We start from the raw sequence: 23,722 nt of genomic DNA, 5'->3' as shown, positions 1-23,722 counted from the left end.
AGAAAGCGGCTTTTTATAATTTTCAAAAAAATTTTCTGGCAACGTCACTTTCATTTAAAACGTTTTTTTATTTCTAATTACCTTGAAGCTAAGCGGCCTGCGCTTTTCTTGCGCGATTAGTTAACCTAACTAGCTCCATGCGCACATCTTCTTGTTTGCTGCACACATTTTCAAAAGGCACGTAATAGTTTTTGTCTTTCGAGCGAATATAAAAGCCGTCGGTAACGACGCCTATCATCGTGGGTGCTTCGTCTTCTATACCGTGGTGGTGCGTAAGAATTAAGCTCATCGCGTCTTGATGGTCGTCGTTCATATGCTCAATCATGTTCTTTTCAGAAGAAAAGTCCCATGGGCTTGCCGTGGCATTCCACTCTTCTTGTTCTAACCAAAATATCTTACCGAAGCCTCCGATAAAGCGAACGCGAATAACGTCCATCTGCCATACTTTGAAGTCGTGAGCTTTTTTGTAAGACTCAGCTTCAGGAAAACGCAGTACGTATTGCTCAAGCACTTCTGCGGCTTTATCACCTTTAAGTGGCGTCGCGTCGCCTACAAGGGTTACTCGGCCGTGCGCATTTTGATCGCCCTCTTGTGCTTGGTGAAACACCGTTAGGCTCATGCGGCTGTCTTTTTCTAAATTTTTAGCATGCTGCGCAATATCGCTTATGTAGAAATATAACTTACCTTCACTGCAACTAATAAAGGGGGAAACCGAACCAAACGGATACCCACGTAAGTTGTATGAAATGGTTGAAATAACGCCCGTTTCACAAGCGCGAAGTAATGCTTTTGCGTCAGTTAATGCTTGCGTTCTCATTAAGGATCTCCTTGGGTTGAGAAAATATCATTGGTATTTTTAGTTCTGGGTGAGGCTGTACATGCATGCTAGTCCGATACACAGGCTCTAAGAATTCGGGTGTAAGTACCGCGCTTTTAGGGCCGTAATTCATAAGCTCACCACCGCTTAGTAGCAGAACTTCATCGGCATACAGCGAAGCAAGGTTTAAGTCGTGAATGGCGACAATGGCGGTATTGCCCATGCTGGTAAATTTGCGCACCAACTGCATTAAGTGATGCTGAAAGTTGAGATCTAAAGCAGATGTTGGCTCGTCAAGCAGCAGCAACTTACTTTCATTCTCACTTTTGAAGGCATCTAGCTGAGCAAAACAGCGGGCAATGTTTACCCGTTGAAGCTCTCCTCCTGACAGTTGGCCTGTGTGTCTGTTGGCCAATTTCTGTAAGTTGAGGTGGTTTATGAATTGAGCCACTCGCCGATGCTTTTGCTGCTCCGGCTCGTTAATAGCAAAGCGTCCCATAGCAATAAGTTCAGGCACGCCCAGTTGAAAGTTAAGCGCGCTTTGCTGTGTCATTACAGAGCGGACTCTTGCTAGCTCAGTTTCTCCCCACTCGCTTACCGGCTTTCCTTTAAAAGTAAGTTGGCCCTGGTATTTTAGATTACCTGCCATTGTGTGAATGAGCGTTGATTTACCAGCGCCATTTTCGCCAACTAACACCACCAACTTGCCAGCCGGAATTTGGCAACTTATGTTGTTTAGCACGCTTTTATGGCCGCGCTTTACCGTTATTTTATTAAGTGAAAGTATATTTGCCATGGTTACCCTCCTTATTAATAACCGTCGCGGCTTGGCATTAGTTGGCGCCTTAGCATCCAAATAAACACCGGCGCGCCGATGATGGCCGTTACTATGCCTATGGGTAGCTCGGCAGGCGTAACAATAATTCTGGCAATCCAGTCTGATGCCAAAAGCACGAGTGCTCCCAGCAGCATGCTTACAGGCATCATGTATTTAAGGTTTGCTCCCACCAATAGGCGGGAAAGATGCGGAATAACAAGGCCAAGAAAGCCAACCAACCCTGTTAATGCCACCGCTGCCCCAACACCAATGGCAACAAAAACAACAATTTGGTTTTTTAGGTGCTTTATATTTACGCCCATGTATTTGGCTTCTGATTCGCCAAGTAGGAGTAGGCTCATCTGATGCCTTTTGCTCCATAGCCCTAATAGGCTTATAAGCAGTAATGGCATAGCTTGAACCAGTGATGACCAATTAGCGCCTGCCAGAGACCCCATAGTCCAGTAGTTAATTAAGCGCAGCGAACTGTCGTCTGAGTAGAAACTTAATAGGCCAATAAGCGCGAAACCAAGCGCATTCATGGCAACTCCAACAAGAATAAGTGACGTTACCTGCACCCCTTGGTCGCTTTTAGCGAACTGATACACCAAAAGCGTTGCTGTAAGCGCACCTGTGAAAGCTGCATAGGGAAGTAGCAGCTCGGCTTTAAGGCCAAACTTTGATTGCAGTAGAGGCCCAAGCGCAATCATTCCGACAGCCATAACTGCTGCGCCTGAACTCACGCCGATAACAGACGGATCGGCCAACGGGTTTCTGCACAAAGCCTGCGTAGCAGCGCCTGTTTGAGCAAGTACTGCACCTATTAACATGCCTAGGCAGAGTCTGGGTAAACGTATTTCACTTATGATGTTTAGCTGCAGCTGACTAATAGTGTGCCAACTGTCGGGCAACGCCCAAGCTATAGCAAAGCGAATATCCCAGCCTGCAGGCCCAAAGCTTAACGACGCCACGCTGGCTAAAAGCAATAGAACCACTAAGCCTGCTAGCCAAAACCCAACTTTTCTTTGATGACTTTCAAGCCAGCTGCGCTGAATAGCTGGCCGTTGCGACCGTGCTGAAAAAGTTAACGTGTTCATAGGTTTTCAAGCTGATAGTTTTTAACAGTAGCGATGGCATCTGCTAGCCTTGGTGTCATACCTAAAGACTGAAGCGAGTCCATTACCAGTAGCTTGCACTGCTGCGCAGCTTTAAGCAGTGATAGATTTGGGCTTTGGCAAAACTTTTCCTTACCGCCTGCACCCATAACTACATGACGCGGTGCTACTAAGAAGTCAGGCTGGTGTAATGCCAACGCTTCATTATTGATGCCCTTAAATCCAGTGTGCTCAGACGCTATATTTTCAATTCCGGCGTAGTTGAAAATTAATTGAGGAACCGTTTCAGAACCTGCCGCTATAAGGCCGCGGTCTGACGCCGACAATAGAAATACAGCTTTGACGGAGGGGGTATTATTCGCAGTTTCGCTAGGCAGCGATGCATTAAACTTGGCAATAATCTGTTTTGCCTGTTCAGCTTTTCCAAGGTCATCAGCAAGCTGTTTTATTAACTCTACAAGCCCATCAGTACTGGTGGGTTTGTTGTAAACAACTACCTGCACACCGGTACTTTCTATTTGTTTAATTACCTCTTCTCTACCAACACCTTCAATGGCCAATATTTTATCAGGCGCAAACGACAGAACGCCTTCTGCAGCTAGCTCTCGGTAGTAGCCCACCATTGGCAACTGCTTCACTGCTTCGGGGTACTGACTTGACTGGTCTACGGCAATAACACGCTCTCCAGCTCCCAAGGCAAACACAATTTCAGTAATGGTGCCGCCTGCGGTGATTAGTTTTTGATAGTGTGCAGTTTCTTCTGAACTGAGCTCCTGCGTATTGGGCGTTTCTGATTTGATGGCGTTAGCGCTGGCATGGGTACTAAACGTAAATACTAAACCAATAAAAGTGTAGAAAAGTAGCTGCTGTTTTCTCATAAATCTAGTTCCTGATAAAGGCTAAATAAGTGCTGAGTTACACCTGTGCCGCCCTAATAGGCAGCGTAGGTGTTCACTGCACGTAGTTAGAATGAATAAGTTGCATTTATCGCCGCGTTAATGCCCGGTTGAGTAAGGAAGTTGACGTTTGTTGCATCGCTTACTTCTAGGCCGCGCACCTCGGTTCCGCTCCAGCTTTTGCGGTCGAAAATATTGAAGATGCCCAGATTTACCGTAAGATCTTCGCTTACGTTATAGTTGGCTAACAAGTCGAATTGTGCGTATCCAGGTGCTTCAAATAGTCGAGGTTCAGCAGGGTCTTCAGGCTGATTTTGTGAGTCGAAGCGCTGTACAAAAGTACCAATAAATTCAACCGACCAAATGTCGTTGCTGTCGGTATAACCTATGCCCACTACCGCTTGCGGTGGAAGAATTGACTCAATTTCTTGACCCGTGGTTTCATCTTCGCTTTCTAACCACGTTAAAGCGCCTTGTAGCTCCCAGCCGTTTAGGCCGGAAACAGACTCGCCCAAGAACCAGGTAAATTGCGCGTCAATACCTTCAATAACCACAGAATCTCGGTTAGTGGCTTGGAACTCGAGCAGCTGAGTAGTAGGGTTGAAGCCAACCGTCGCTCTAGATTCTATGAAGTTATCGTAGTTGTTGTGATAAGCACTTACGCTCCATTTAACTGCATCAAGGCGTTGCCTTACTCCTACTTCCCAGCTTTCAACACTTTCTGGTTTTAGGTTTGGGTTGGGTAGTGACGTGTAGCCACCTGCGAAGTTGGTAAAGCCCACGTTTAAGTCATCGAATGGTGGAATGCGAAACCCTTCTGCATATTGCAACCATACACTGGTTGAGTCGTTCAAATCGTAAATCGCACCTAACTTCATGGACAGCTGTGAATCTTCAAACGGCACTACATCAACACCTGGGTTCGCATTAATGAAAATTTCGTCTGGATAAGGGACTAGCTTAAATTCATCGTAGCGAGCACCTGGGCTTAGCGTAAGTTTACCGTCTAGTAGCGATATTTCGTCTTGAACGAAAAACGACAGTTCTCTTGCTTTTGAAATAGGAAAGTCTCTCGCAGGGAACACCGAGAACTCTGGCACTATGGCGCCAGTTCCGGCCACAAATGTAGTGCCTTCTCGCAGCGCTTCACTGTTGGTATATTGAAGTTCACTGCCGTAAATAAGGTGGTGTTTTACATCACCTGTAGTGAATTGCTTGTCCAGCTGCATAATTACCCCTTCAACTGTTTGGTTAAATTTACTATCACGGGTTCTGCCTAACTGTACGGGTGTTGGCTCTTGCCTTGATGCAGCACCAAAACGCCCTTCACGCGTTCCTTGAACGCTATCTGTTTCTTGCCAATAAACGCGTGTCAGCACTTTATCGAACAAGGTCGTTTCGTTGCTATAAGTGTGATTTAGTTGAAGACGTGTTCTGTCACGCTCGTCAATACCACGGCTTTCTGTAATACGTACACCTCGCACGAAAGTATCGACTTGCGACAATACGTTAGTCTCGGTTTCGCCTCGCAGGTAGTCAGCAAGAAACTCGAGTCGGTGAGCTTCGTTTGGTTGATAGATAAGTTTAAGTTGTGCGCTTTCCGTTGAATTGTCTTGCGGGTTTGTGGCGTTGCGTTCAAGGCCTGTGCCTTCGTCATCAAAATAGTTCTCTGTTTCAGAACCGTTTCGCACGGTAGCGTTTAAAAGCCATTGCCAATCACTGTTTCTGCCATATAGCTGTGCGTTTGTCATCCACTCATTGGCAACGGACGCATAGCCAACTTTTATTCGCCCCCCCACTTGTTCGTGGTCAGCTAAAAGCTGATTAGGATCTTTACTGATGAACGATACCACCCCACCAATTGCGTCGCTTCCATATAATGTAGATGCGGGGCCTCTAATGATTTCAACGCGATCTACCATATCCACATCAATGAAGTCGCGGCGAGCTGACAACCCAGGGCCAAAGCTGAACTCATCGGCAATAGGCGCGCCATCAAGCAGCATTAACACGCGGTCTGCATTAATGCCTCGGATATTGAAGCCAGACAATCCAAAGCGCCCGCCACCTTCAACAACCACACCGGGTTCAAATCGCACCAAGTCACGGATGTCGGTTGCTACCATTTTATCCATTTGTTCAGAGTCGATAACGCTTACACTAGAGGCGATTTCATCTATGTCGGTGTCGAAGCGAGAGGAACTAACGGTAATTTGTTCGAAGTTAGCGCCTTCGAATGTGTCTGAAATTGAGGCGGAACTAATACCAGAAAACAGTAAAGCGAGTGCGATTTTAGAAAATTTCATATGTGTTTAACCCTACAATCAATGAGGATGTTAATGAGAACTATTATTATTCGCATAAAATTAACACGAAGTTTTCGGGATTCAAATAGCTTTAGTAAACTTTTTTGTGGTGAACCGTGGATAGGCCGAAATGACTTCCGTGAATTTTGAGAGCTCGAAATGCCGTCAGCAAGGCGTATGCAGAAGATTTAGGCTGCTAACAAATTTCATATAAACAAGGCCTAAAAACAGACTTGTGAACAAAATTTAATTTTGACGGCACAAAATAATTGCCGAAGAGGGCATTAGGCTTAAGAGATAGAAACTGGAACAAATTTGGAAAAGGACACACCTGCACAAGTTGGTGCACCGAAAAGTCAGAAGTGATAAAACGCGTCCGGCTTTCATGACGCCCCCTTAGGGCAGCGCTTGTGCGCCATTTATACTGCGTTGACTGTTTTTGATTTAGGCCCACTAGACCTGAAAACAGTCGCCTTGCCTAAATGGCGCACAAACCGCTGCAAGAGTGCACAGTAAAGATCAACACGCCCTAGAACTGGTAATTAACGCTCACCGTATAGTTAGTCGGTGAGCCGGGCATGGCCCAAAGCTGATGGTATGAGTTCTCAAAGTAATCTCTGTCGAACAGGTTGTTCACGTCAAATCTCATAGCGAGCTTCTCGCTAATATTCACAGACCCTGCTAAGTTCACAAGCGTGTAAGACGGCAAGATGAATGTTGGACCTGTGGTTTGCCCTAAGCGGTCGCCCACGTAACGCATAGTCACACCAAAGAACGCTTCTTTTTCAAATACGCTGGTGAAATGATTAAGTGAGATATACCCCGAATGCTTGGCAATATTGATTAAGCGCGATCCTTTAGGAATAGGCACGCCCCAATCCAAGTTATTGACTTCGTTCGCGGTTTTAGCATCTATGTACGCGTAGGCCATATCAAGGCGAATGTCTGAAGTAAGGTCAGTCGTTAACTGAAATTCTACCCCTTGGCTTTCAACTTCACCGAGCGTAGCTGAAAAGCCAGTGTTAGGTTCAGCGGTAAGCATGTTGGTCTTTTCAGCATCAAAAATAGCGACGCTACCAGAAAACATATCAGCAATGTTTTCCCACTTAGCACCTACCTCAAAAGAGGTGGTCTCTTCTGGGTCAAACGCGTTGCGGTCTGAATCAAGTCCGGGGTTGGGTCTGAAACCTTCTGCATAGCTAGTGTATAGACTCACAGCGTCATTGATTTCATACACAAAACCGAAACGTGGCGTCACTTCCGTTTGGTCTTGTTTTTGCCCTTCATTGCTTAACTTATTGAAAATGTCTTGCTCGAATTTGTCCACACGAAAGCCAATTAAAAGCTTGGTTGCTTTGCTTAGTTCTATTACATCTTGTGCGTAGAAACCTAACCCTTTTTGCTTTTCAGCTGTGAGTGTAGTGGGCGTAACGTCAGGTCTGAAGATAGTGTAGTCTGGATTTTCAGGGTTGATGCTATAAGTGGTATCACCAGCACCCCACGCAGTGCGCCAACGACGATAGTCTGTATCGATGTGGTAGTTGTAATAGTCCAAACCAAATAAGACGTTGTTTACAAAGCCAGCCACGTCTACCACGCCACTTAATTCAAAGCGTAGTGATAAGTCTTGCGCTTGATAGTCACGGGTTCTGCGTTGCCTTGAAAGTATAGATGGGTCGGTATACAAAAGCTGACGGCCTTCCGACAGTTCGGTATCTGAAGACTGCCCTTCAAACGAGGAGTCTCTATAGGCGAAGCCACTGAGTAAATGCCAGTTGTGATTCAATTCGTGATTTAACACTAGCTGATGCCCAAAGGCTTTAACTTCATGGCCACCGTCTCTGATATCACCGTAGAAGTCTTCCGCGTCTATGGCGTCAAAGTCGTTATTCAATATGAACACACCGCGATCAAGTGGTTTCTCTTGGTCTAAGATTTCCATTTGATAGCTTAAGCTGGTGTGATCAGAAATATTCCAGATAAATGAAGGGTTAAGGTTCAAATTCTTGAAAAATACGTTATCGCGATAAGTATCGGAGTCCTCGTATGAACCGTTAACACGATACGCCATGTCTGAATTAATGCCGTTCGTGTAATCAAACTCTACCTGCTTTTTATCAAAATTACCTACCGTGCCTTGAATGTAGCCTTGCTCTTCAAACTGAGGTTTTTTGGTAATAACGTTAATAGTGCCGCCAGGCTCCCCTTGACCATATAAGGCCGAGCCTGGCCCCTTCATTACTTCAATAGTTTGAACGTTAACTGTGCTTCTATTACCGCTGTAACCACGCACGTTAAAGCCGTTTATTAAATATCCCGACGGGTTATTTTCATCGCCAGAAAAGCCACGAATAGCAAAGCTATCGAACATACCGCCTGAGTTGTTTTGTCTAACAATAGTTGGCGCAAAGTCCAGAGCATCGATGAAGCGTGTGATCCCTTCATTCGCTAACGTATCCGCGGTAATTCTGTCGATTGCTTGTGGGGTGTCGATTAGCGGTACATTACCACGGTATGGCTGAAAGTGTCTTTTTACCTCAATGTGTTCAAGTTCATCATGAGCATCTTTAAGGGAACTTTTATTACTTTGCGCAGCGGCACTTACCGATATTGCAATTAAGGAAAATACAAACGGTGTTTTAATGTTAAGCATAAGCAGGTTTGACGAGTTTTCAACAGGTTTTGCAAAGGTCGCGAATGTTATGTTATCTCGTTTCTTTTGGCAAGGTGATTTACAGTTGGAGACTGGTCTAAACTCAGTGAAGTAACATTTTCCTAGGCTCACATATGCTATACACTTCGCGTCCTTATTTAAGCGATAAGCCAACACTTAACAATAAATTACAATACGCTATATAAATCGACTTAAGAAAAGTCAGTTTCGGTGATAGCACCTGTGAGACATCTGTACATATCAGGTGTTTGGAAAAGGTTCAGCTTTACCGAATAGGAGCTAGGACACTTAATGTTTCATAAAACACTTTCTTTATTTTTATCTGCGCTTCCTTTATCAGTTTTAGCAGCGGAAAACGCAGACGTTATTTCGACAGAAACCGCGGAAGCAAACGTTGAAAAAATTACGATTGAAGGGGCGGCGACTGCTAACGACAAGCCAGTAGGTACGTTCAACTCGCCAATTTCAAATTTGGAGTACGATCCGCGGGTCGATTTACAGTCAAGGAATATGGCAGAGGCTCAAGCTGACGTCACCATTCGTGGCGGTATATTTGAAAATACGGGCTTTCGAGTGGGAAGTGCGACGCTTATCGACCCACAAACGGGGCACTATTTCGCTGAAATTCCTATTGCGCCAGAAATGTTGACGAAGCCGAGTATTTTCACTGGTGTTAATAACGCGCTTTACGGTGTTAATAGTTCTGTTGGTACGGTCTCCTTCGCTTGGAAACCTATTCAAGAAGGCGGCAGCGTATCAATAGGTGCAGGTAATAATAATTTTAATTTGCAGCGTGTTCATGGTGCTTCAACTATGCTCCTTGAAAGCCATCCTGCTTGGTCTGCGGGGATTGAAGGAGAGTATTCACGCTCTGAAAGTGATGGCACCATTGCCAATGGTGATCACCAGTTTGAGCGTGCGTCTGGTCGTGTTCAGTTAGCAAGCGAGCGTTCGCAAACCGACTTATTTTATGGCTTCCAACAAAAGTTCTTTGGTTGGCCCAATTTGTATACGCCATTCAACGTAAATGAAACGGAAGACATTGAAACCCGTTTGGTCATGCTAAATCATAGACAGGGATATGGTGAAAAGGGCATGGAAAATACCGTCGAGGTTTCTGCCTACTACAGAGAAAACGACGACCATTATGTATTTTCACGAGAAAATCCAGAAGCGTTTCAGGCGTTTCACGAAACCGAAGTGAAGTCACTCGCACTTTCTGGCACTCACAACCTATCGCAAGATTTTGGTATCAACTACTCAGCACAGTTTACTGCAGACGACATCAAATCAACCACGTTAGAAAACAATTTCACCTCTCGAGATTACTATAAAGTGAGTGTGGTGCCCGAGTATCGAGCTAAGTTGAACAGCAATGAATCGCTCACCATTCGTTTAGGTGGGGCGTTTGACGATACGAACCGCGACGACGACCGACTGTCTGTTGTAGGCGATATTAGTTGGCTAACCCAACTTGATCGTCATGCATCTCGAACCTTCTATGTTTCATATGCGGAAGCGACGCAAGTGGCGGGTTATACGGCAATTGGCGGAAGCACCACAAGCGGCTTGTTCAGAAGCAATAATCAGCTTAAGCGAGAGGCGAGTAAAAACCTAGAAATTGGCGCCTCGTTTGATAAGCAATCGTGGAAGTTTGATACTGCGCTTTTTTATCGCTGGGATAATGAACTTACCGATTGGACTTATAGTTTTGATTCAACCTCAGCACGTAGCGCCAACCCCGTTGATATAGAGACGCTAGGTGTTGAGTTTATTGCGATTAAGCGCTTTGATAATGCTGATGTGGTTGCCAGCTATACTTATTTAGATAAGTCGGAAGACTATGGAATTGATGGTGTGGATGCGAGTTTTTACGCGCTCAACTATCCGCCACATCGCGTAACCCTCGGGTTGGTGTGGTTTGCAACTGACACGGTTGAAGTTCGCATTGACAACGAATGGAGAAAACAGGAAACCAATGCGCTTAGAAACGGCAGTGACGCTGCGTTCTTTTCGCATGCCACCCTTACCTATTCACCGGCTCAGTTTGAAGGGTTAAACCTAGTATTGGCCGTGGATAATTTATGGAATGAGCGCTTTGAAGAAATTCCCGGTACGCCAGGTCGTGGAGAACAGTATTCTGCGACCTTGACCTATTTTTGGTAGTTTGATGTGAAGTGCTTCGCGTTAGCGATTAGCTATCGCTGAGCGCTTCACGCTTTATTTATACAAGGTATGTGTGATGCCCGACTTTCAAGAATCGTCCGAAACTGAAGAGCCAATTAAATTAACCTCTTCAGGCGGCCTTTTGGACCTTAAAGATTTAGCTGGAGAATGGCGTTTGCACCGAAAGATTATCCAGCAAAACGGCGATACTTTCTCCTTTATTGGAAAGGCTGCTTTGCGTTGGGATTCAGGATGGGAGAAACCTACGCTGAATTATTACGAGCAAGGTGAAGTAACCTCGCCTAATGGAAACGTTATGTCTGCCGAGCGTCGCTACTTTTGGCAACAACCCCAGCGTGGAGTCTTTGATGTTTTGTTTGATGATAAGCGGTATTTTCATAGCTTCAGCACAAGTAACCCCAACGCACATCACCTTTGTGGTGACGACCATTATGTAGTGCACTATCGTTTTGAAACGTGGCCATTATGGTGCGCTACGTGGCAGGTTAAAGGACCCCGGAAAGACTACACTATGGTTAGCGAATACAGTCCTCTATAGTTTGCGCTGTGCCGTGATTTATGACTGCTGCTTCTTGCTGTACTGGTGAGACATCCAAAGAGCAAAGGCGATGATCGCACCGCCAAGAAACAGACGGGAAAAATCAGTCTCTTTTTGCCAAAGCAGCAAATTAACCACAAGCCCTGCCGGAATAAGGGCGTTATTCATGATAGCTAACGTGCCCCCAGACACTTTCAGGGCGCCTTGATTCCAAAAATAATAGCCAAGCCCTGATGCCACCACGCCTAACCACAACAACACACCCCATTGTTCGCCGTCTTGTGGCAATTTGTCATAATTACCGAAGAAAAAGAAAGCGGGCAGTGCGACAGCTAGTGCACCTAAGTAAAACCAAGCAAACACATTGTGGTTAGATACCGATGCTTGAAACGTTGAGGTCAACTTTTTATAGCCTACCTGGCCGAAAGCGAAACATAGGTTAGCACCCTGTACGATGGCAAAACCTAACCAAAAGTTATCACTAATACCGTTAAACCGAATAATAGCTGCACCAGCGGTGGCAATAAGGGCACATAGCAAATAAAACGGGTTGAACCGCTTAAACATGGCGTCGTTTAAAATAGCGACATAAAGCGGTGTGAAAATAGTAAAAAGCAACACTTCTGGAACAGATAAATGCAAAAAGGAATGATAGAAAAAGATATACATCAGCCCTAATTGAACGGCTCCTAACATTGCCAGTATCGCTTTTTGTTTAATACTTAAAAGTGACGGCTTTAGAAAAGGAAGAAAAACGGCAAAGGCGAGCGCGACGCGCGTTAATACCGCGAAGTAGCTATCAACTGCACCTGCTAAAAACTCACCAATAAGTGAGAATGAAAATGCCCATAAGACTGTAACTGCGACAAGGTATAGCACGCGTTTCTCTTTTTCTAACTAAGACGCGCGCTAAGGTATTGCAATGGGCATTGTTAATCAACTAAAGGTTGTTTTAACGCTCACAGAAAGTCATTAGTGAACCGCGCTAGATATAGCAGGAGCGGGTGGTGATTTAACTTTTTTCTCTTCTTTAAATTCACCGGCTTCTTCAACAAGCGCTGTCATTGCGTCAATGATATCCAGGAAGCTTGCTAATTGATCTGGCGTAAGACCGTGAGATAAGTTCTCGATTTTATTAATAAGTTGCTTAGTAGGTAGGCGCATAGTGTCAAAATTTTGTTGTTTCACTGAATGTTGACCATAGCTGTTTCAAATTTCTTGCCACAATAAACTTCACATTGAAACTTCCTTTAACTACTGCCCTCAACGAGCGCTTTTTTAGCCATTAAAGCCTCGGTTAAAAACTGCATCAGTAACTTCACTTTGGGTTGCTCATACAAGTCAGGGTGAGTGAGCAACCAAATATCGTATTGCAATACGGGAGTACTTCCCGGTAATCGCACCAAGTCGGGGTGTGGATCGCCCATGAAACAGGCCGTTCTTCCCATGCCAACGCCGTTTAAAATAGCGTGGTAACGAGAAATAATGTCGTCTATTGCTATTCCAATAGGCACTTCTGGATAGGGCGATTGCGCTAGCCATTGTGGCCAAACTTCATTCTCTAACGGCGCAATCCAACGCCAGTCATTACGAGGTGTGCTTTTACAGTAATCTTTGTGTGCATAAAAGCACAAGCCCAACTGGTACAGCCGCCTTCCAATTAAGTGTTCGGGTAACTTAGGTGCTCCGCGTATTACGACATCCGCTTCGCCTTTGTCTAAGTCGGCGAATTGTGTTGAGCTTTTTACTTTTAAATTAATAGACGGGTAAAGCCGAGTGAACTCACCAAGCTCTTTGGCTAATAAAAACTGTGACATGGGCTCGCCTATTGAAAGCGTTATTGAGCCAGCAAGCTTCTCGTTGCTAGCGCAATAAAGCCGTTCTGAATCGCGAATAACTTTTTCAACTTGCATAGCTGTGACTACAAGTTGCTCTCCAAAAGGTGTTGCGCGATACCCGCCAGGAATGCGTTCGAAAATACTGGCGCTATATTGTTTTTCCAGTAAAGCCAGGCGTCTTGCCACTGTAGTATGGGTAGTACCCATCGCAACAGCAGTGGCTCTTAGGGTACTTGACCTATGTAGTGCAAGAATTAATGCGTAGTCGTTCCAATCTTTCATGGAACGATAATGCACCATTGTGAGCAAAAAACAAACCGTGTTTTGAGGGGCATCAATTGCTAACGTAACGGTATAGCTACAAAGTCAATTATTAACGAGAGAGTCTGTATGTTGCATAAATCCATTTTATTCAGAGTGTTAAGGTTCTTTATGTTGGGCGTTTTAGTTACTTCCCTTTTTACATTGCCCGCTCTCGCAAATGCGAAAGATGAAATGTTGTCGGTGCATTTTAATCCAGGTGCTGTGATGCAGCTTATTGCACCGGTAACTGAAGCTGAAAAGCGGCCGCTGCGCGATGAGTATTTTAAAAAAGGTGCGCAAACCGCGAAGGAGTATGGGTACACACAAAATGGCGTGCTTGTTGTTGATAAAACCTTGATAGGAACGTTTCACCCGAATGTTTTTGTAGTGAGCCAGTGGTCTTCACTAAAAGCGCAAAAATCATTTCAAGCATTACCACTTTTTAGCGAAATAAAGGCATTGAGAAGAGATGCGTGGAAAGCGCTGAAACTTTATGATTATGAAGTGAATAAGCCAACAACGCTGAGATTTTCTACGAACAAAGTGTACTCAATCTCACTAGCTTGGGTGAATCCAAAAGCGCCCGACGACTACTATACTTTTATCAACAGCCTTGTGAAACAAGCTGAAAGCATGGGTGGGAAAGTGATATCTACAACCCAGGATATAGTGCTAAACGACCACAACCCTTGTGCCGTGGCGCCACAACAAATTGTGATTATCGAATGGAATGAAGCCATTTACGTAGAAACCTTACTTACATCGCCCGAGTTCAAAGCCACGGTCGAAACGCTTGAAAGCGGTACAAGCAATTTTGAATTACACTTAGTTCGTCTAAGGGGGTAATGTATTGATGAGCATGGCGTGAAGGCTATCACCGTCTATGGGTTTCGAAAAATGGTAGCCTTGCAAAAATTCGCAGCCATGAGCTTTGAAGAAGTCTACTTGTTGCTGGGTTTCAATACCTTCGGCGATACATGAAATATTTAAGCTTTCAGCCATTCGCAGGATAGCGAGCACGATCCCCTCGTTTCCTTCTCCGACATCATCAACAAAGCTTTTATCAATTTTGAGTATGTCGATTGGAAAGTCTTTCAGATATTTGAGTGAGGAGTACCCTGTACCAAAATCGTCCAAAGCTATTACAAAGCCTTTATTTTTCAGGGAAGAAATAATGTTCATCGCGCCTTCATAGTCCGACATAAGTGCGCTCTCTGTTATTTCAAACCTTACGACTTGTGACGCTATATTGTATTCGTTTAGTAGCTCTACTATTTCCTGGATTTTGGCTGGTTTTGATATGTGCAGTGCACTTAGGTTAATCGATAGATAAAGTGACTGTGACATCCACTGGGAGGTCTTTAATAAAGGTAACGCTTTTTCCAGCACTTGCAGCGTCATAGCTTCTATTATTCCAATGCTTTCAGCAACAGGAATAAACACATCTGGCGGTGTCATGCCATCTTTTGAAGGCCAACGCATAAGTAGCTCAAACCCAGCAATGGCACCAGATGCCGTATGAACAATAGGTTGATAAAAACCTACGAATTCATTATTCGAACAAGCTTGTTTTACCGCATTTTCGAGTTTTAATTTGGTTTGCGCACGCTCATTCATGTGCTCAGTGAAGTATTGGAAATTATTACTGCCCAACTCTTTTGCGTGATACATTGCAATGTCTGCATTTTTCAAAAGTTCTGTGGGCGTGCTGGCGTCATCGGGGTAAAGCGCTATGCCAATACTTGCCGATACACTGACTATTTGGTTTTTTAGTGTGACGCTTCGCGCCAGTTCAATAATCATTTGATTGGCTAAGTGGGCAATATCTTTCTCAGCTTCAATTTTTTCTATCATCACAACAAATTCATCACCCCCTAAGCGAGCAACAGTGTCTGATTTTCGAAGTATTTTTTCGATTCTCTTGCCAATTATCTGTAATAAGGTATCTCCTGCGTCATGTCCGAGGCTGTCGTTAATTTGCTTAAATCTGTCTAGGTCAATAAAAAATAGGCAGAGCGAGGAATGATCGCGGGACGCTTGCTCAAAAGCATGCTGAACACGGTCTAACAAAAGCGTACGGTTGGGAAGGCCCGTTAAACTATCATAATTTGCCAATTGAACTAGCGCATCTTGAGCGTGCTTTTGCTTGGTAATGTCAGAGAGAATGACAAGGTAACGGCTTATTTCTGTTGTCGCCTGCGAGTTGCAAACGGCGGTAATGCCAATGTTGACCTCATACCGTCGTCCAGAAATGCTGAAAATTTCAGCTTCTCCGCTCCAGTGCTCGCCGGGTAAAAGCTTACGCATACTTTTCATTGTGTAGTGCAGTGCGCGCCTTTGCTCGGAGAAGATGCTTTCCAGTTGGTCTGTAATGCTTTCGCTACTAGCAATATCCAGCGCTTCTTTGAATGCATGATTGGCAATAACAGGCTTAAAATTAGTGTCAAAGATTACGACCCAATCCCTTGTATGTTCGAACGCCTCACCAAACAGCTGGGCTTTGGTCTGTGTATTTATCGACTCGTCAATATTTGAGTAGGTGCCTGCGAGCCTTTTAGGCTGGGATAGTACTTCGCTTAGTACCAGAGCTCCTACATCTCTAAACCATATGTACTGTCCGTCACGTGCCTTTAATCGATAGGTGATATCTATGTTTTTTCTTTCTCCTCTTGTTACGGCTTGCCACTTAGACGTAAAAGCTGTGATGTCATGTGGGTGAATTAGAGATAAGTGAGCCTTCAAGGTAGGCTCTACAGTTCCTCTTTCATACCCTAAGTCACTTTCAATTCTCTCTTGAGTAATTAGGTTCGAGTCTTCTTGCCATTCCCATATGTTGGCGTTACTCGCCTTTAGCGCCATGGTAAGCCTATTTTTATTTTCCAGCGCATCAAAATGAGCCGCTTGTAAGTTTTCTCGATTCAGTTTCCTTCGCCACATAATAAGCATTGATAGCGTCAGGGCGATAAATGCATATAAAAAATACGCAAAAGGAGAGGCGAATAAGGGGTACTGAACCTTTATTTTTAAACGCGTCTTTGGTCCAGATACGTCGCTAGCTGGATCATAACTCGCCACAGAAAAAGTATATTCTCCGGGGTCTAGCTGGGGGAATGACACCTCTGTCAAGTTAGTCGGGGGGTAAGAAATATTTACAGCGCCGGAAAGCTCATATTTATACTTTCCGAACTTGGTGGTGGTGTATTGCATGTCAGAGTAGTTTATTGATAAACCTATATCGTCATGGCTAAGCACGATGCTCTTGTCATTTTGTATGCCTAGACCGAGTTCAAGATCTTTCGATATCAAACGAATGTCTGTAATAAATACATCATTTAAAGTTTCGGTTTGGGTATTGAAATCGCTGGGGTCAAAAAGCGTAAATCCTTTTTGCGAGCCGAACACTAAGTTGTGGTTTAAGAGTGCTTTGCGCCCTCCCCATGTAAACTCATTTGTGGTGAGCCCCTCTTTAATAGTGAACTGTTTTAACCTGAGCGTACTAGGATTCAACTGAAGTAGTCCTTGATGACTACCCATCCAAATCATTCCGTGGTCATCTTTTATCAAACTAAATACGATATTTGTAGGGAGCAAGTTACTCGAGTCGAAAAAATGTTTATGTTCATACGTAGTAGCATCAATGCCGTATAAACCGTGTCCAGGGTAACTTATCCATAAAGTACCAAAATCATCAATTATTGCTTCTGTAGGTGAGATTACATACTCCGCTTGGACGTTCCTTGCTTCATGTACCTTTGTCAGGCTACTGGTAATGAAGTTGTACCGCCAAAGCGCACCTGTCATGGAAATAAGCACACTAGACTTTTCGTTATTGAATTCAGGTAAAAATGTATAAAATTGGCTTGGGTTAAGCGATGCAGTTAATACTTCATCCTGAGTAGACTTATTGTTTTTAATATCAAGTCGATAAAATTTATCCTCTGTAACAACGACGAACTTATCTTCTGTAAAATGAAGTATATCGTTAGCCTTTCCTGAGCTCAGTAGTGTGTTGGTTTCCTCATCGAAACCGAGAGGGATTACCTGTTTCGTATTCAAGTCAAACTTGGTCAACCCTTCTGACGTCACCAACCATACCCAGCTACCTTTCCCTTCTCTGATAATATAAATGGTCCCTGAAGACTCAACGGCTTTGGCATCGCTGGTCACGAGAAATTGTTCCATATCGCCTGAACTCAAGCTATACCAATTAAGTCCGTTGTGAGTTCCCACCCATAAATTTTCCTCGTCTTGAACATGAAAATCATAGACTATGTTATTGCTGAGTTGATTATGATATTTACCGTCTGAAAAGACATTCTGGAATGCTAATGTTTTTGGGTCCCACAATAAAACGCCAGATGTATCAGTAGCTAACCAAAGGCGTTTATCTGGGGTAAAAGCGATGTTCGTGATGTCGTCATCAGTTATGAGTAAGTTTGAATCAGACGGAAGAAATAAGTGTTTTAATTTTTTCGTCACTAAGTTAAAGGTATACAGCCCCTTGTCAGTGGCAATATAGTAATCAGCTCCGCTTAGGTGAGCCATGCTCCAAATATTAAGAGATGGAATGATTTCTTCCGCGAGGGGCGCAATCTTTAAGTCTTCTTTTGCGAATGCTATCAATGACGATAAGGAAATTTTAAATAGACCTTCTACTGTGCCAAGCCACAACTCGTCGTTAGAGGCAGGGAGAAGAAGCTTACCGTTGAGTTTATCCTTGTTGGTTTCTTTGTCTGCTAAATAACTAGCTTTCTTTATTTTCTGCGTAGATTCATTGTAAGTATATAAACCAACCGAAGTGGCTATAATTAACACGCCATCGTGATAGTTTATTCTTCGAATAATAGCGTCGTCGTTGAGTGCAAATTCAGGCGCTAATAACTCGAAGATAGTTGTCCATTCATTGGTACCTAGGTCAAACTGAACGATAACGTGATCGAATGCAATAAATATAGAGTTCGCCGGGCCTTCTATGAAATGCGACGCATACTGCTGCCAAGTGGGTTGATTCTTGTATTTAATGCTTAATTCGCGTTTACTTTTTCCTGTGTCATAGTCGACCCTAAATACGCCGCGGCTATACGTACTTACCCACAAATCATTATTTTTGTCTTGATAAAGTGAGTAAATACCGTCATCGGCAAATTCATTCTCTAACCCGGTAAAGTGCTTGTTGTCGTGCCCATCATAACGATTTAGGCCAGTTGCAGTGGCAATCCATAAGAGCCCATCACTGTCGACGAGCATGTCATTAATAAAATCTTGTGTGAGTCCGTTTTCTGTAGAGAGACGCTCAAATCGTGGCGACTCAACGATTGGCTCGGCAAAAGCAAGCATTGAGCGTGTGAATACCAGCAGTAACACTACAGCAAATATTATAGTTTTTATTATCATAACCAATTATTGAGGAGGCAAAGGACGTCAAAGTGTCATAGCCAATAGTAGTCGTAAAAGCACTGACCAGGTAGTATAGGATAGTATAAGAGTTGCAGATATGATCAACGATAAAACAAATGGTTAGTTGTGATTTTTTCCAGAGTTTGGCGTCTATTTAGATTCAATAAGTCTTATCCAATGGTTAAAGACACCTAGGTTTTCCAAAATAATTTTCACACACATTAGAATAGGTACAGCAAGCAATACACCGATCACGCCCCATAGCCAGCCTGTTATGGCTATCCAAATTATAATGATCAGTGGATTTAGCTGCATACTTCTACCCAAAACGGCGGGTGTGATTAATTGCGACTCAACAATGTTCAACGCTAGAAAAATGCCGGCCGGCAAGAAAGCACTACTCGTAAGTCCGAACTGGACAAGGCCTACTACTAACAATACAAGGCAGCTAGCGATGCCGCCTAAATAAGGTACAAAGTTCATGAGAGCGACTAATGCTCCCCACAGTAATGCATCTTCGATACCAATGTAGAAAAATACTGCTGCTGTAGCTAAACCCAAGCAGGTGTTAATAATACTGATGGTAACAATATAAGAGGAAAGCTCGTGTTGAATTTGACCAACCAGAACTAACGCGCGCCTTTTATCGGTGACAATAGGAAAGTCTCTAATAAAAACGTGAAATAGACTGGGCCCAAACACTAATAAGAAAAATATGAGCACAAAGCACGCGAGAATTTGTGCGACCATCAATGGTGCATTGCTAAAAAGCGTTAGGCCCATATCTATGCCATTCTGCTTAATTTTATCGGTTACCGAGTTTGCATTATCAGCTTTTGGCGGGGGCTCAGGCGGCTGATCATCCTCGCTAAACCAGCTAAAGAATGACCCTTCTTTATCTGCAGGTTTAGTGTCGACTGGGGGCTCAGTGGTGTAGCCATCTATATGGCTACTAATTTCTTCAATTTCTTCAGTTATTTCCGTTGCTATCTTGGGGAGAGATTGCATCCAACGTTCGGCAGGCTCGGCTAGTTCCAAAGCTAAAAAGGTAAAAGGGGCGACGAGTATTGCAATGAGAATAGCTGCGGAAATGGTTGGTGGCACAAAGAATTTCTTGGCAAAAGCCACGAGAGGACTAAGTAATAATGCAACAAATGCAGAGAAACAAAGAGGAATAAGTAAGGTTTTGGCAAGATAAAGTGTGTAGATAATAGCAAAAATAACAAGCGTATTGAGCAACCTTGTTTGTTGGGCTATTTTGGGAAAAGAGCCAGAGTACTTCTTGTTCCGTTTAGTTTGCGTAGAGCCAGCGTTATCCATGTCTTAGCCTCTGCAGAGAAATATTTTTGCGTATATTTCTTTGAAATTAGAGTGTTAATATTACGAAAATTTCATCATTAAAGTTCACAAACAATACAGTTCTTAATTTAGATCAACCATCCCTTAACGCACTTACGTTTCCCTCGCCGACTTCTCCCGTTTTTACCTGTAAATAGCAACGCATACATTAGCGTTAAAAACACTATCTTTATTTGAGTTCGTGAGTCTGTTGGCCTTTATCACAGTAGTAAAGTGATTGTGGTCAAAATGTTAGCCATAGAGAACTTTATACTTTAGTATATTTTTTTCCTTATAATTTGAGAGCGCTATGCCAGAGCCAAAGTCTGAGGCTGTATCTTCTTTCACCAATGACACTCCATTCCAAGCTCTCGTAGAAAACATCACCGATGCGGTTATCCTAACTGATATTAAAGGGCTTATCACTTATGTGAACGATAAAGCACGTGTTATCTGTGGTCTTCATGAGTCAAATAATGTCGATGATTCAGTATTCAGTTTGTTTCCCGATGAAAAATCGGACCTTATTATTCAGCAGTTTGAAAACGTTCTTAAACATGAACAAAGCACGCCATTAGAAATTCGTTTGGGAGCAGATCATTCTTGGTTCAAACTCACAATATTTCCTGTTATGAAGGATTTTGTAGGTTTTTCTTTTCATGATTTTTCGATGAAACGAAGACTACAGATTATTTCCAATTCACAGCGAGATGCTATGAGGCTAGCGTTATCCGGCGCAGACTTAGAGGATATATTGGCATGTTTGGTCAGCGCCGTGGAAAAGACCATCGACTTTCAGGGCGTTTGTGGTATCTCATTAGTTTCAGAGGATGAGCTGTCGCTTGTTTGTGCTGCAGCGCCTTCAATGCCAAGCAAAACACGTCAATATTTTGATAATTTAGCCATTGATGATTTATCGCCCTTGGGAAAATGCTGTCAAACTCGTGATGTGGTCTGTGTCGATGTCAGCGAGCAATCTGAATTTCATGATTTTTGTCGCTCTACTCAAGAGTTAGGGCTGCAATGGTTTTGGTGCCGGCCCATTTTATCTGCTGAAAGTCGCACTGTTTTAGGGACTTTTTGTTTATTCCATCATGAGCGTTTTACGCCCTTGCCTGATGATGTCGATATGATTAACGCGCTCTCGAAAACTGCCGCAATTATTATCGAGCGTAATAACGAAAATCGTGCTCGACGTGAGGCTGAATCGGCGTTATTGAAAAACGTCGAATCATTCAATAAACAGCGAAGATTGTATGAAACGGCCTTGTCTAACACACCAGATTTGCTTTACATCTTCGATCTTGAGGGGCGCTTTACGTACGCAAACAACGCCTTGTTGCAAATGTGGGGCATGACGTGGGATGAAGCTATTGGAAAAAACTGCTTGGAATTAGGCTATGAACCTTGGCATGCCGATATGCACATGCGAGAGATTCGACAGGTCATTGAAACTAAACAATCTATTCGTAGCGACGTTCCATTTGACGGTACCAACGGTCGACGCATATACGATTACATCTTCGTTCCTGTTATTGGTGAAGACGGAAACGTTGAAGCTATCGCAGGTTCAACAAGAGATATAACAGAACGTAAGCAAGCCGAAGAAATGGTAAAGCGTGCAGAATCGCGAAGGCGCTTGGCGCTAGAGGCTTCGCATAGCTTTGGTATTTGGGATTGGGATATTAAGCAAAATATCTTTACAGCAGATGAACGTTTAGGGGAGCTATTTAATCTTACCAGCGATGAAGCAGAGCACGGTGTGGCGATTGAAGTACCCAGTCAGTATATCCATCCGGATGATTTAGATGCGAATAAAGTAGCCATCCAAGAAAGCATCGACAATGGCACGCCCTATAACCAGGAATACCGTATTTTACAAAAAGACGGCACTATTCGCTGGGCTTCTTTTAGAGGTCAGGTAATTTATGACAGTGCAGGGGAACCCGAGCGCTTTCCAGGTGTGGGGGTTGACACGACACGCGAACGCAATGCGGTAGAAGCGCTTCAAGAAGCTGACCGCAGAAAAGATGAATTCCTTGCTACGTTAGCCCACGAGCTGCGTAATCCTTTGGCGCCCATTCGAAATGCGTTAGAGATTTTACAGTCTCAAGATTATAGCCAGACGCAAAAAAGTGAGGCTTTCGGGCGGGTTGAGCGCCAAGTAACCCAGATGACAAGGTTAGTTGATGATCTTATGGACGTGTCGCGCATCACCCGAGGCAAAATTAGAATTCATCGGGAGCCCGTGAATTTATGTGAAATATTGGGCACGGCGATAGAAACGATTCAACCTTTAATTGATGAAAAGCGGCATACGTTATCAGTGGAAAAAGTCTCCGTTCCTATTTGGGTTAACGGTGATCTCATCCGGTTGTCGCAGATTTTTTCAAATATAATCAATAATGCTGCTAAGTACACGCCAGCCGGTGGAAAAATTGATGTTCAAATCAATACGTCGAACAACAGGGTAAATATCGTTGTTAATGATAATGGTGAAGGTATTCCCACCGATAAATTAGACTCAGTTTTTGATATGTTTACTCAAATTGATGGTGCTCTTGAACGCTCTCAGGGCGGCCTAGGCATAGGTCTTACCTTGGTTAAAAAGCTTACCGAAATGCACAGCGGAAGTGTGCGCGTGCACAGTGATGGTGTGGGAAAAGGCACATCGTTCTCGGTCACATTACCTGTACTAGAAGCTGCACAGAAAACGGAAAGTAAACCGGAAAAGAGCAACAATGTTGTGGGTATTACTTTTGAAAAGCTTAAGATTTTAATTGCTGATGACAACCAAGATGCGGCTATTACTATGGGCTGGATCTTGGAGGCAAAAGGCTGTCTTGTACAGGTTGTGGAGGACGGACCATCAGCATTAGAAGCTGTGCAGACATTTATACCTGATTTAGTCATGCTAGATATAGGCATGCCTGGAATGAATGGCTACGATTTATGTAAATTACTTCGTGAAAATAGCGCGTTAGCCAACGCAATATTTGTGGCTCAAACAGGATGGGGACAGCCATCGCACATTCAGCGCTCGAAAGAAGTTGGATTTAACCATCACCTCGTAAAACCTTTAGATTTAAACGATCTTGAACCAATAATTGCGCAAGCATGGCAGGTGAAAATATCCTCAAAGCATTAACGCCTTAAGTTTTCAGTAATGGGTTTGTGCCGATTCGTCTTTATAGCCCATGATCTTCTAGGTTCATTTGTTTTTTGACATGATGGGGATGATGGTTGAACACAAGAATGACGCTACTTCCTATTAGCGGCATGCAGCAAACCCTTCAAATGGATAACGATGCGTTAGCCATATTAACTGGCCGAGAGCCTCTAGTGACCGGCAGCGAAGGACTGGCCGATATTCATATTATGAACGCCATATTCGAGGCGGCAAAAACGAGCAGGCGGGTGAGCCTGTAGTTGTTTACGGACCATGAATAGACCTTTATTGCTCACTCATGAACGCTCATACAAATGAACTTACTTA

15 protein-coding genes and 1 pseudogene are annotated in these 23,722 nt (G+C 43.8%); 5 read left to right on the top strand and 11 right to left on the bottom strand.

Going from position 1 to position 23,722, the window contains the following annotated elements; translation table 11 throughout:
• Positions 1–88: 88 nt before the first annotated feature.
• The 6 genes from ACM0P2_RS15875 to ACM0P2_RS15850 all read right to left on the bottom strand — a co-directional run bounded on the left by ACM0P2_RS15875 (position 89) and on the right by ACM0P2_RS15850 (position 8,604).
• Positions 89–817: a HugZ family protein gene (locus tag ACM0P2_RS15875; protein WP_159120056.1), complete on the bottom strand. Its 729-nt coding sequence runs from the start codon at positions 815–817 to the stop codon at positions 89–91.
• Positions 795–1,613 (bottom strand): heme ABC transporter ATP-binding protein, encoded by an 819-nt coding sequence (locus tag ACM0P2_RS15870; protein ID WP_159120057.1) that lies wholly within the window; start codon positions 1,611–1,613, stop codon positions 795–797. Before ACM0P2_RS15870 ends, ACM0P2_RS15875 begins: the two co-directional genes overlap by 23 nt.
• A 14-nt stretch (positions 1,614–1,627) precedes the next feature.
• Entirely contained in the window at positions 1,628–2,731 is a 1,104-nt protein-coding gene (locus ACM0P2_RS15865) for a FecCD family ABC transporter permease (RefSeq protein WP_173359180.1), read from the bottom strand.
• Positions 2,728–3,627: a heme/hemin ABC transporter substrate-binding protein gene (locus tag ACM0P2_RS15860; RefSeq protein ID WP_173359179.1), complete on the bottom strand. Its 900-nt coding sequence runs from the start codon at positions 3,625–3,627 to the stop codon at positions 2,728–2,730. The genes ACM0P2_RS15865 and ACM0P2_RS15860 overlap by 4 nt, the downstream gene beginning before the upstream one ends.
• An 86-nt stretch (positions 3,628–3,713) precedes the next feature.
• The gene (locus ACM0P2_RS15855; RefSeq protein ID WP_159120060.1) at positions 3,714–5,951 is read right to left on the bottom strand and encodes a TonB-dependent hemoglobin/transferrin/lactoferrin family receptor; all 2,238 of its coding nucleotides are present in this window, start codon (positions 5,949–5,951) and stop codon (positions 3,714–3,716) included.
• A 529-nt stretch (positions 5,952–6,480) separates the two neighbouring features.
• Positions 6,481–8,604 carry a TonB-dependent siderophore receptor gene (locus ACM0P2_RS15850; protein ID WP_159120061.1) on the bottom strand — a complete coding sequence of 708 codons (2,124 nt, stop codon included), beginning with the start codon at positions 8,602–8,604 and terminating at the stop codon, positions 6,481–6,483.
• Positions 8,605–8,916: 312 nt separating this feature from the next.
• Between ACM0P2_RS15850 and ACM0P2_RS15845 the strand changes: the two genes are divergently transcribed.
• On the top strand, positions 8,917–10,791 hold the full coding sequence (locus tag ACM0P2_RS15845; RefSeq protein ID WP_173359178.1) for a TonB-dependent receptor plug domain-containing protein: 1,875 nt from the start codon (positions 8,917–8,919) through the stop codon (positions 10,789–10,791).
• A 76-nt stretch (positions 10,792–10,867) separates the two neighbouring features.
• Complete coding sequence (locus tag ACM0P2_RS15840) at positions 10,868–11,350, top strand: DUF6314 family protein (RefSeq protein ID WP_419226798.1); 483 nt, start codon at positions 10,868–10,870, stop codon at positions 11,348–11,350.
• A gap of 18 nt (positions 11,351–11,368) precedes the next feature.
• Here the strand turns inward: ACM0P2_RS15840 and ACM0P2_RS15835 are convergent, their stop codons facing one another.
• The 3 genes from ACM0P2_RS15835 to ACM0P2_RS15825 all read right to left on the bottom strand — a co-directional run bounded on the left by ACM0P2_RS15835 (position 11,369) and on the right by ACM0P2_RS15825 (position 13,470).
• A complete protein-coding gene (locus ACM0P2_RS15835; protein WP_159120063.1) occupies positions 11,369–12,229 on the bottom strand; it encodes a DMT family transporter in 861 nt (286 codons plus the stop codon).
• Between the two features lie 93 nt (positions 12,230–12,322).
• On the bottom strand, positions 12,323–12,538 hold the full coding sequence (locus tag ACM0P2_RS15830; protein WP_236547201.1) for a hypothetical protein: 216 nt from the start codon (positions 12,536–12,538) through the stop codon (positions 12,323–12,325).
• Positions 12,539–12,600: 62 nt separating this feature from the next.
• Positions 12,601–13,470 carry a LysR family transcriptional regulator gene (locus ACM0P2_RS15825; RefSeq protein ID WP_173359177.1) on the bottom strand — a complete coding sequence of 290 codons (870 nt, stop codon included), beginning with the start codon at positions 13,468–13,470 and terminating at the stop codon, positions 12,601–12,603.
• A gap of 108 nt (positions 13,471–13,578) precedes the next feature.
• Between ACM0P2_RS15825 and ACM0P2_RS15820 the strand changes: the two genes are divergently transcribed.
• Positions 13,579–14,337: a hypothetical protein gene (locus tag ACM0P2_RS15820; RefSeq protein ID WP_419226797.1), complete on the top strand. Its 759-nt coding sequence runs from the start codon at positions 13,579–13,581 to the stop codon at positions 14,335–14,337.
• Here ACM0P2_RS15820 and ACM0P2_RS15815 read toward each other — a convergent pair.
• The gene (locus ACM0P2_RS15815; protein WP_419226796.1) at positions 14,326–18,885 is read right to left on the bottom strand and encodes an EAL domain-containing protein; all 4,560 of its coding nucleotides are present in this window, start codon (positions 18,883–18,885) and stop codon (positions 14,326–14,328) included. The genes ACM0P2_RS15820 and ACM0P2_RS15815 overlap by 12 nt on opposite strands.
• A 153-nt stretch (positions 18,886–19,038) precedes the next feature.
• The gene (locus tag ACM0P2_RS15810) at positions 19,039–20,208 is read right to left on the bottom strand and encodes an AI-2E family transporter (protein WP_159120067.1); all 1,170 of its coding nucleotides are present in this window, start codon (positions 20,206–20,208) and stop codon (positions 19,039–19,041) included.
• A 328-nt stretch (positions 20,209–20,536) separates the two neighbouring features.
• On the opposite strand from ACM0P2_RS15810, the gene ACM0P2_RS15805 reads away from it, so the two are divergent.
• Positions 20,537–23,374 (top strand): PAS domain S-box protein, encoded by a 2,838-nt coding sequence (locus ACM0P2_RS15805; protein ID WP_419226795.1) that lies wholly within the window; start codon positions 20,537–20,539, stop codon positions 23,372–23,374.
• 110 nt (positions 23,375–23,484) lie between these two features.
• Positions 23,485–23,655: pseudogene (locus ACM0P2_RS15800) on the top strand (gfo/Idh/MocA family oxidoreductase); the annotation flags it as partial.
• Positions 23,656–23,722: the final 67 nt, after the last annotated feature.

Origin of the sequence: Alteromonas sp. OM2203, assembly GCF_048517045.1 — a bacterium.
Lineage (GTDB): Bacteria > Pseudomonadota > Gammaproteobacteria > Enterobacterales > Alteromonadaceae > Alteromonas > Alteromonas gracilis.
This window is presented reverse-complemented; position numbering and strand designations above follow the sequence as displayed.

Coding starts and splice junctions, on each gene's coding strand:
- ACM0P2_RS15860 (WP_173359179.1), bottom strand. CDS start 3,627: ATGAGAAAACAGCAGCTACTTTTCTACACTTTTATTGGTTTAGTATTT.
- ACM0P2_RS15810 (WP_159120067.1), bottom strand. CDS start 20,208: ATGGATAACGCTGGCTCTACGCAAACTAAACGGAACAAGAAGTACTCT.
- ACM0P2_RS15865 (WP_173359180.1), bottom strand. CDS start 2,731: ATGAACACGTTAACTTTTTCAGCACGGTCGCAACGGCCAGCTATTCAG.
- ACM0P2_RS15840 (WP_419226798.1), top strand. CDS start 10,868: ATGCCCGACTTTCAAGAATCGTCCGAAACTGAAGAGCCAATTAAATTA.
- ACM0P2_RS15855 (WP_159120060.1), bottom strand. CDS start 5,951: ATGAAATTTTCTAAAATCGCACTCGCTTTACTGTTTTCTGGTATTAGT.
- ACM0P2_RS15805 (WP_419226795.1), top strand. CDS start 20,537: ATGCCAGAGCCAAAGTCTGAGGCTGTATCTTCTTTCACCAATGACACT.
- ACM0P2_RS15870 (WP_159120057.1), bottom strand. CDS start 1,613: ATGGCAAATATACTTTCACTTAATAAAATAACGGTAAAGCGCGGCCAT.
- ACM0P2_RS15875 (WP_159120056.1), bottom strand. CDS start 817: ATGAGAACGCAAGCATTAACTGACGCAAAAGCATTACTTCGCGCTTGT.
- ACM0P2_RS15850 (WP_159120061.1), bottom strand. CDS start 8,604: ATGCTTAACATTAAAACACCGTTTGTATTTTCCTTAATTGCAATATCG.
- ACM0P2_RS15825 (WP_173359177.1), bottom strand. CDS start 13,470: ATGAAAGATTGGAACGACTACGCATTAATTCTTGCACTACATAGGTCA.
- ACM0P2_RS15820 (WP_419226797.1), top strand. CDS start 13,579: ATGTTGCATAAATCCATTTTATTCAGAGTGTTAAGGTTCTTTATGTTG.
- ACM0P2_RS15845 (WP_173359178.1), top strand. CDS start 8,917: ATGTTTCATAAAACACTTTCTTTATTTTTATCTGCGCTTCCTTTATCA.
- ACM0P2_RS15815 (WP_419226796.1), bottom strand. CDS start 18,885: ATGATAATAAAAACTATAATATTTGCTGTAGTGTTACTGCTGGTATTC.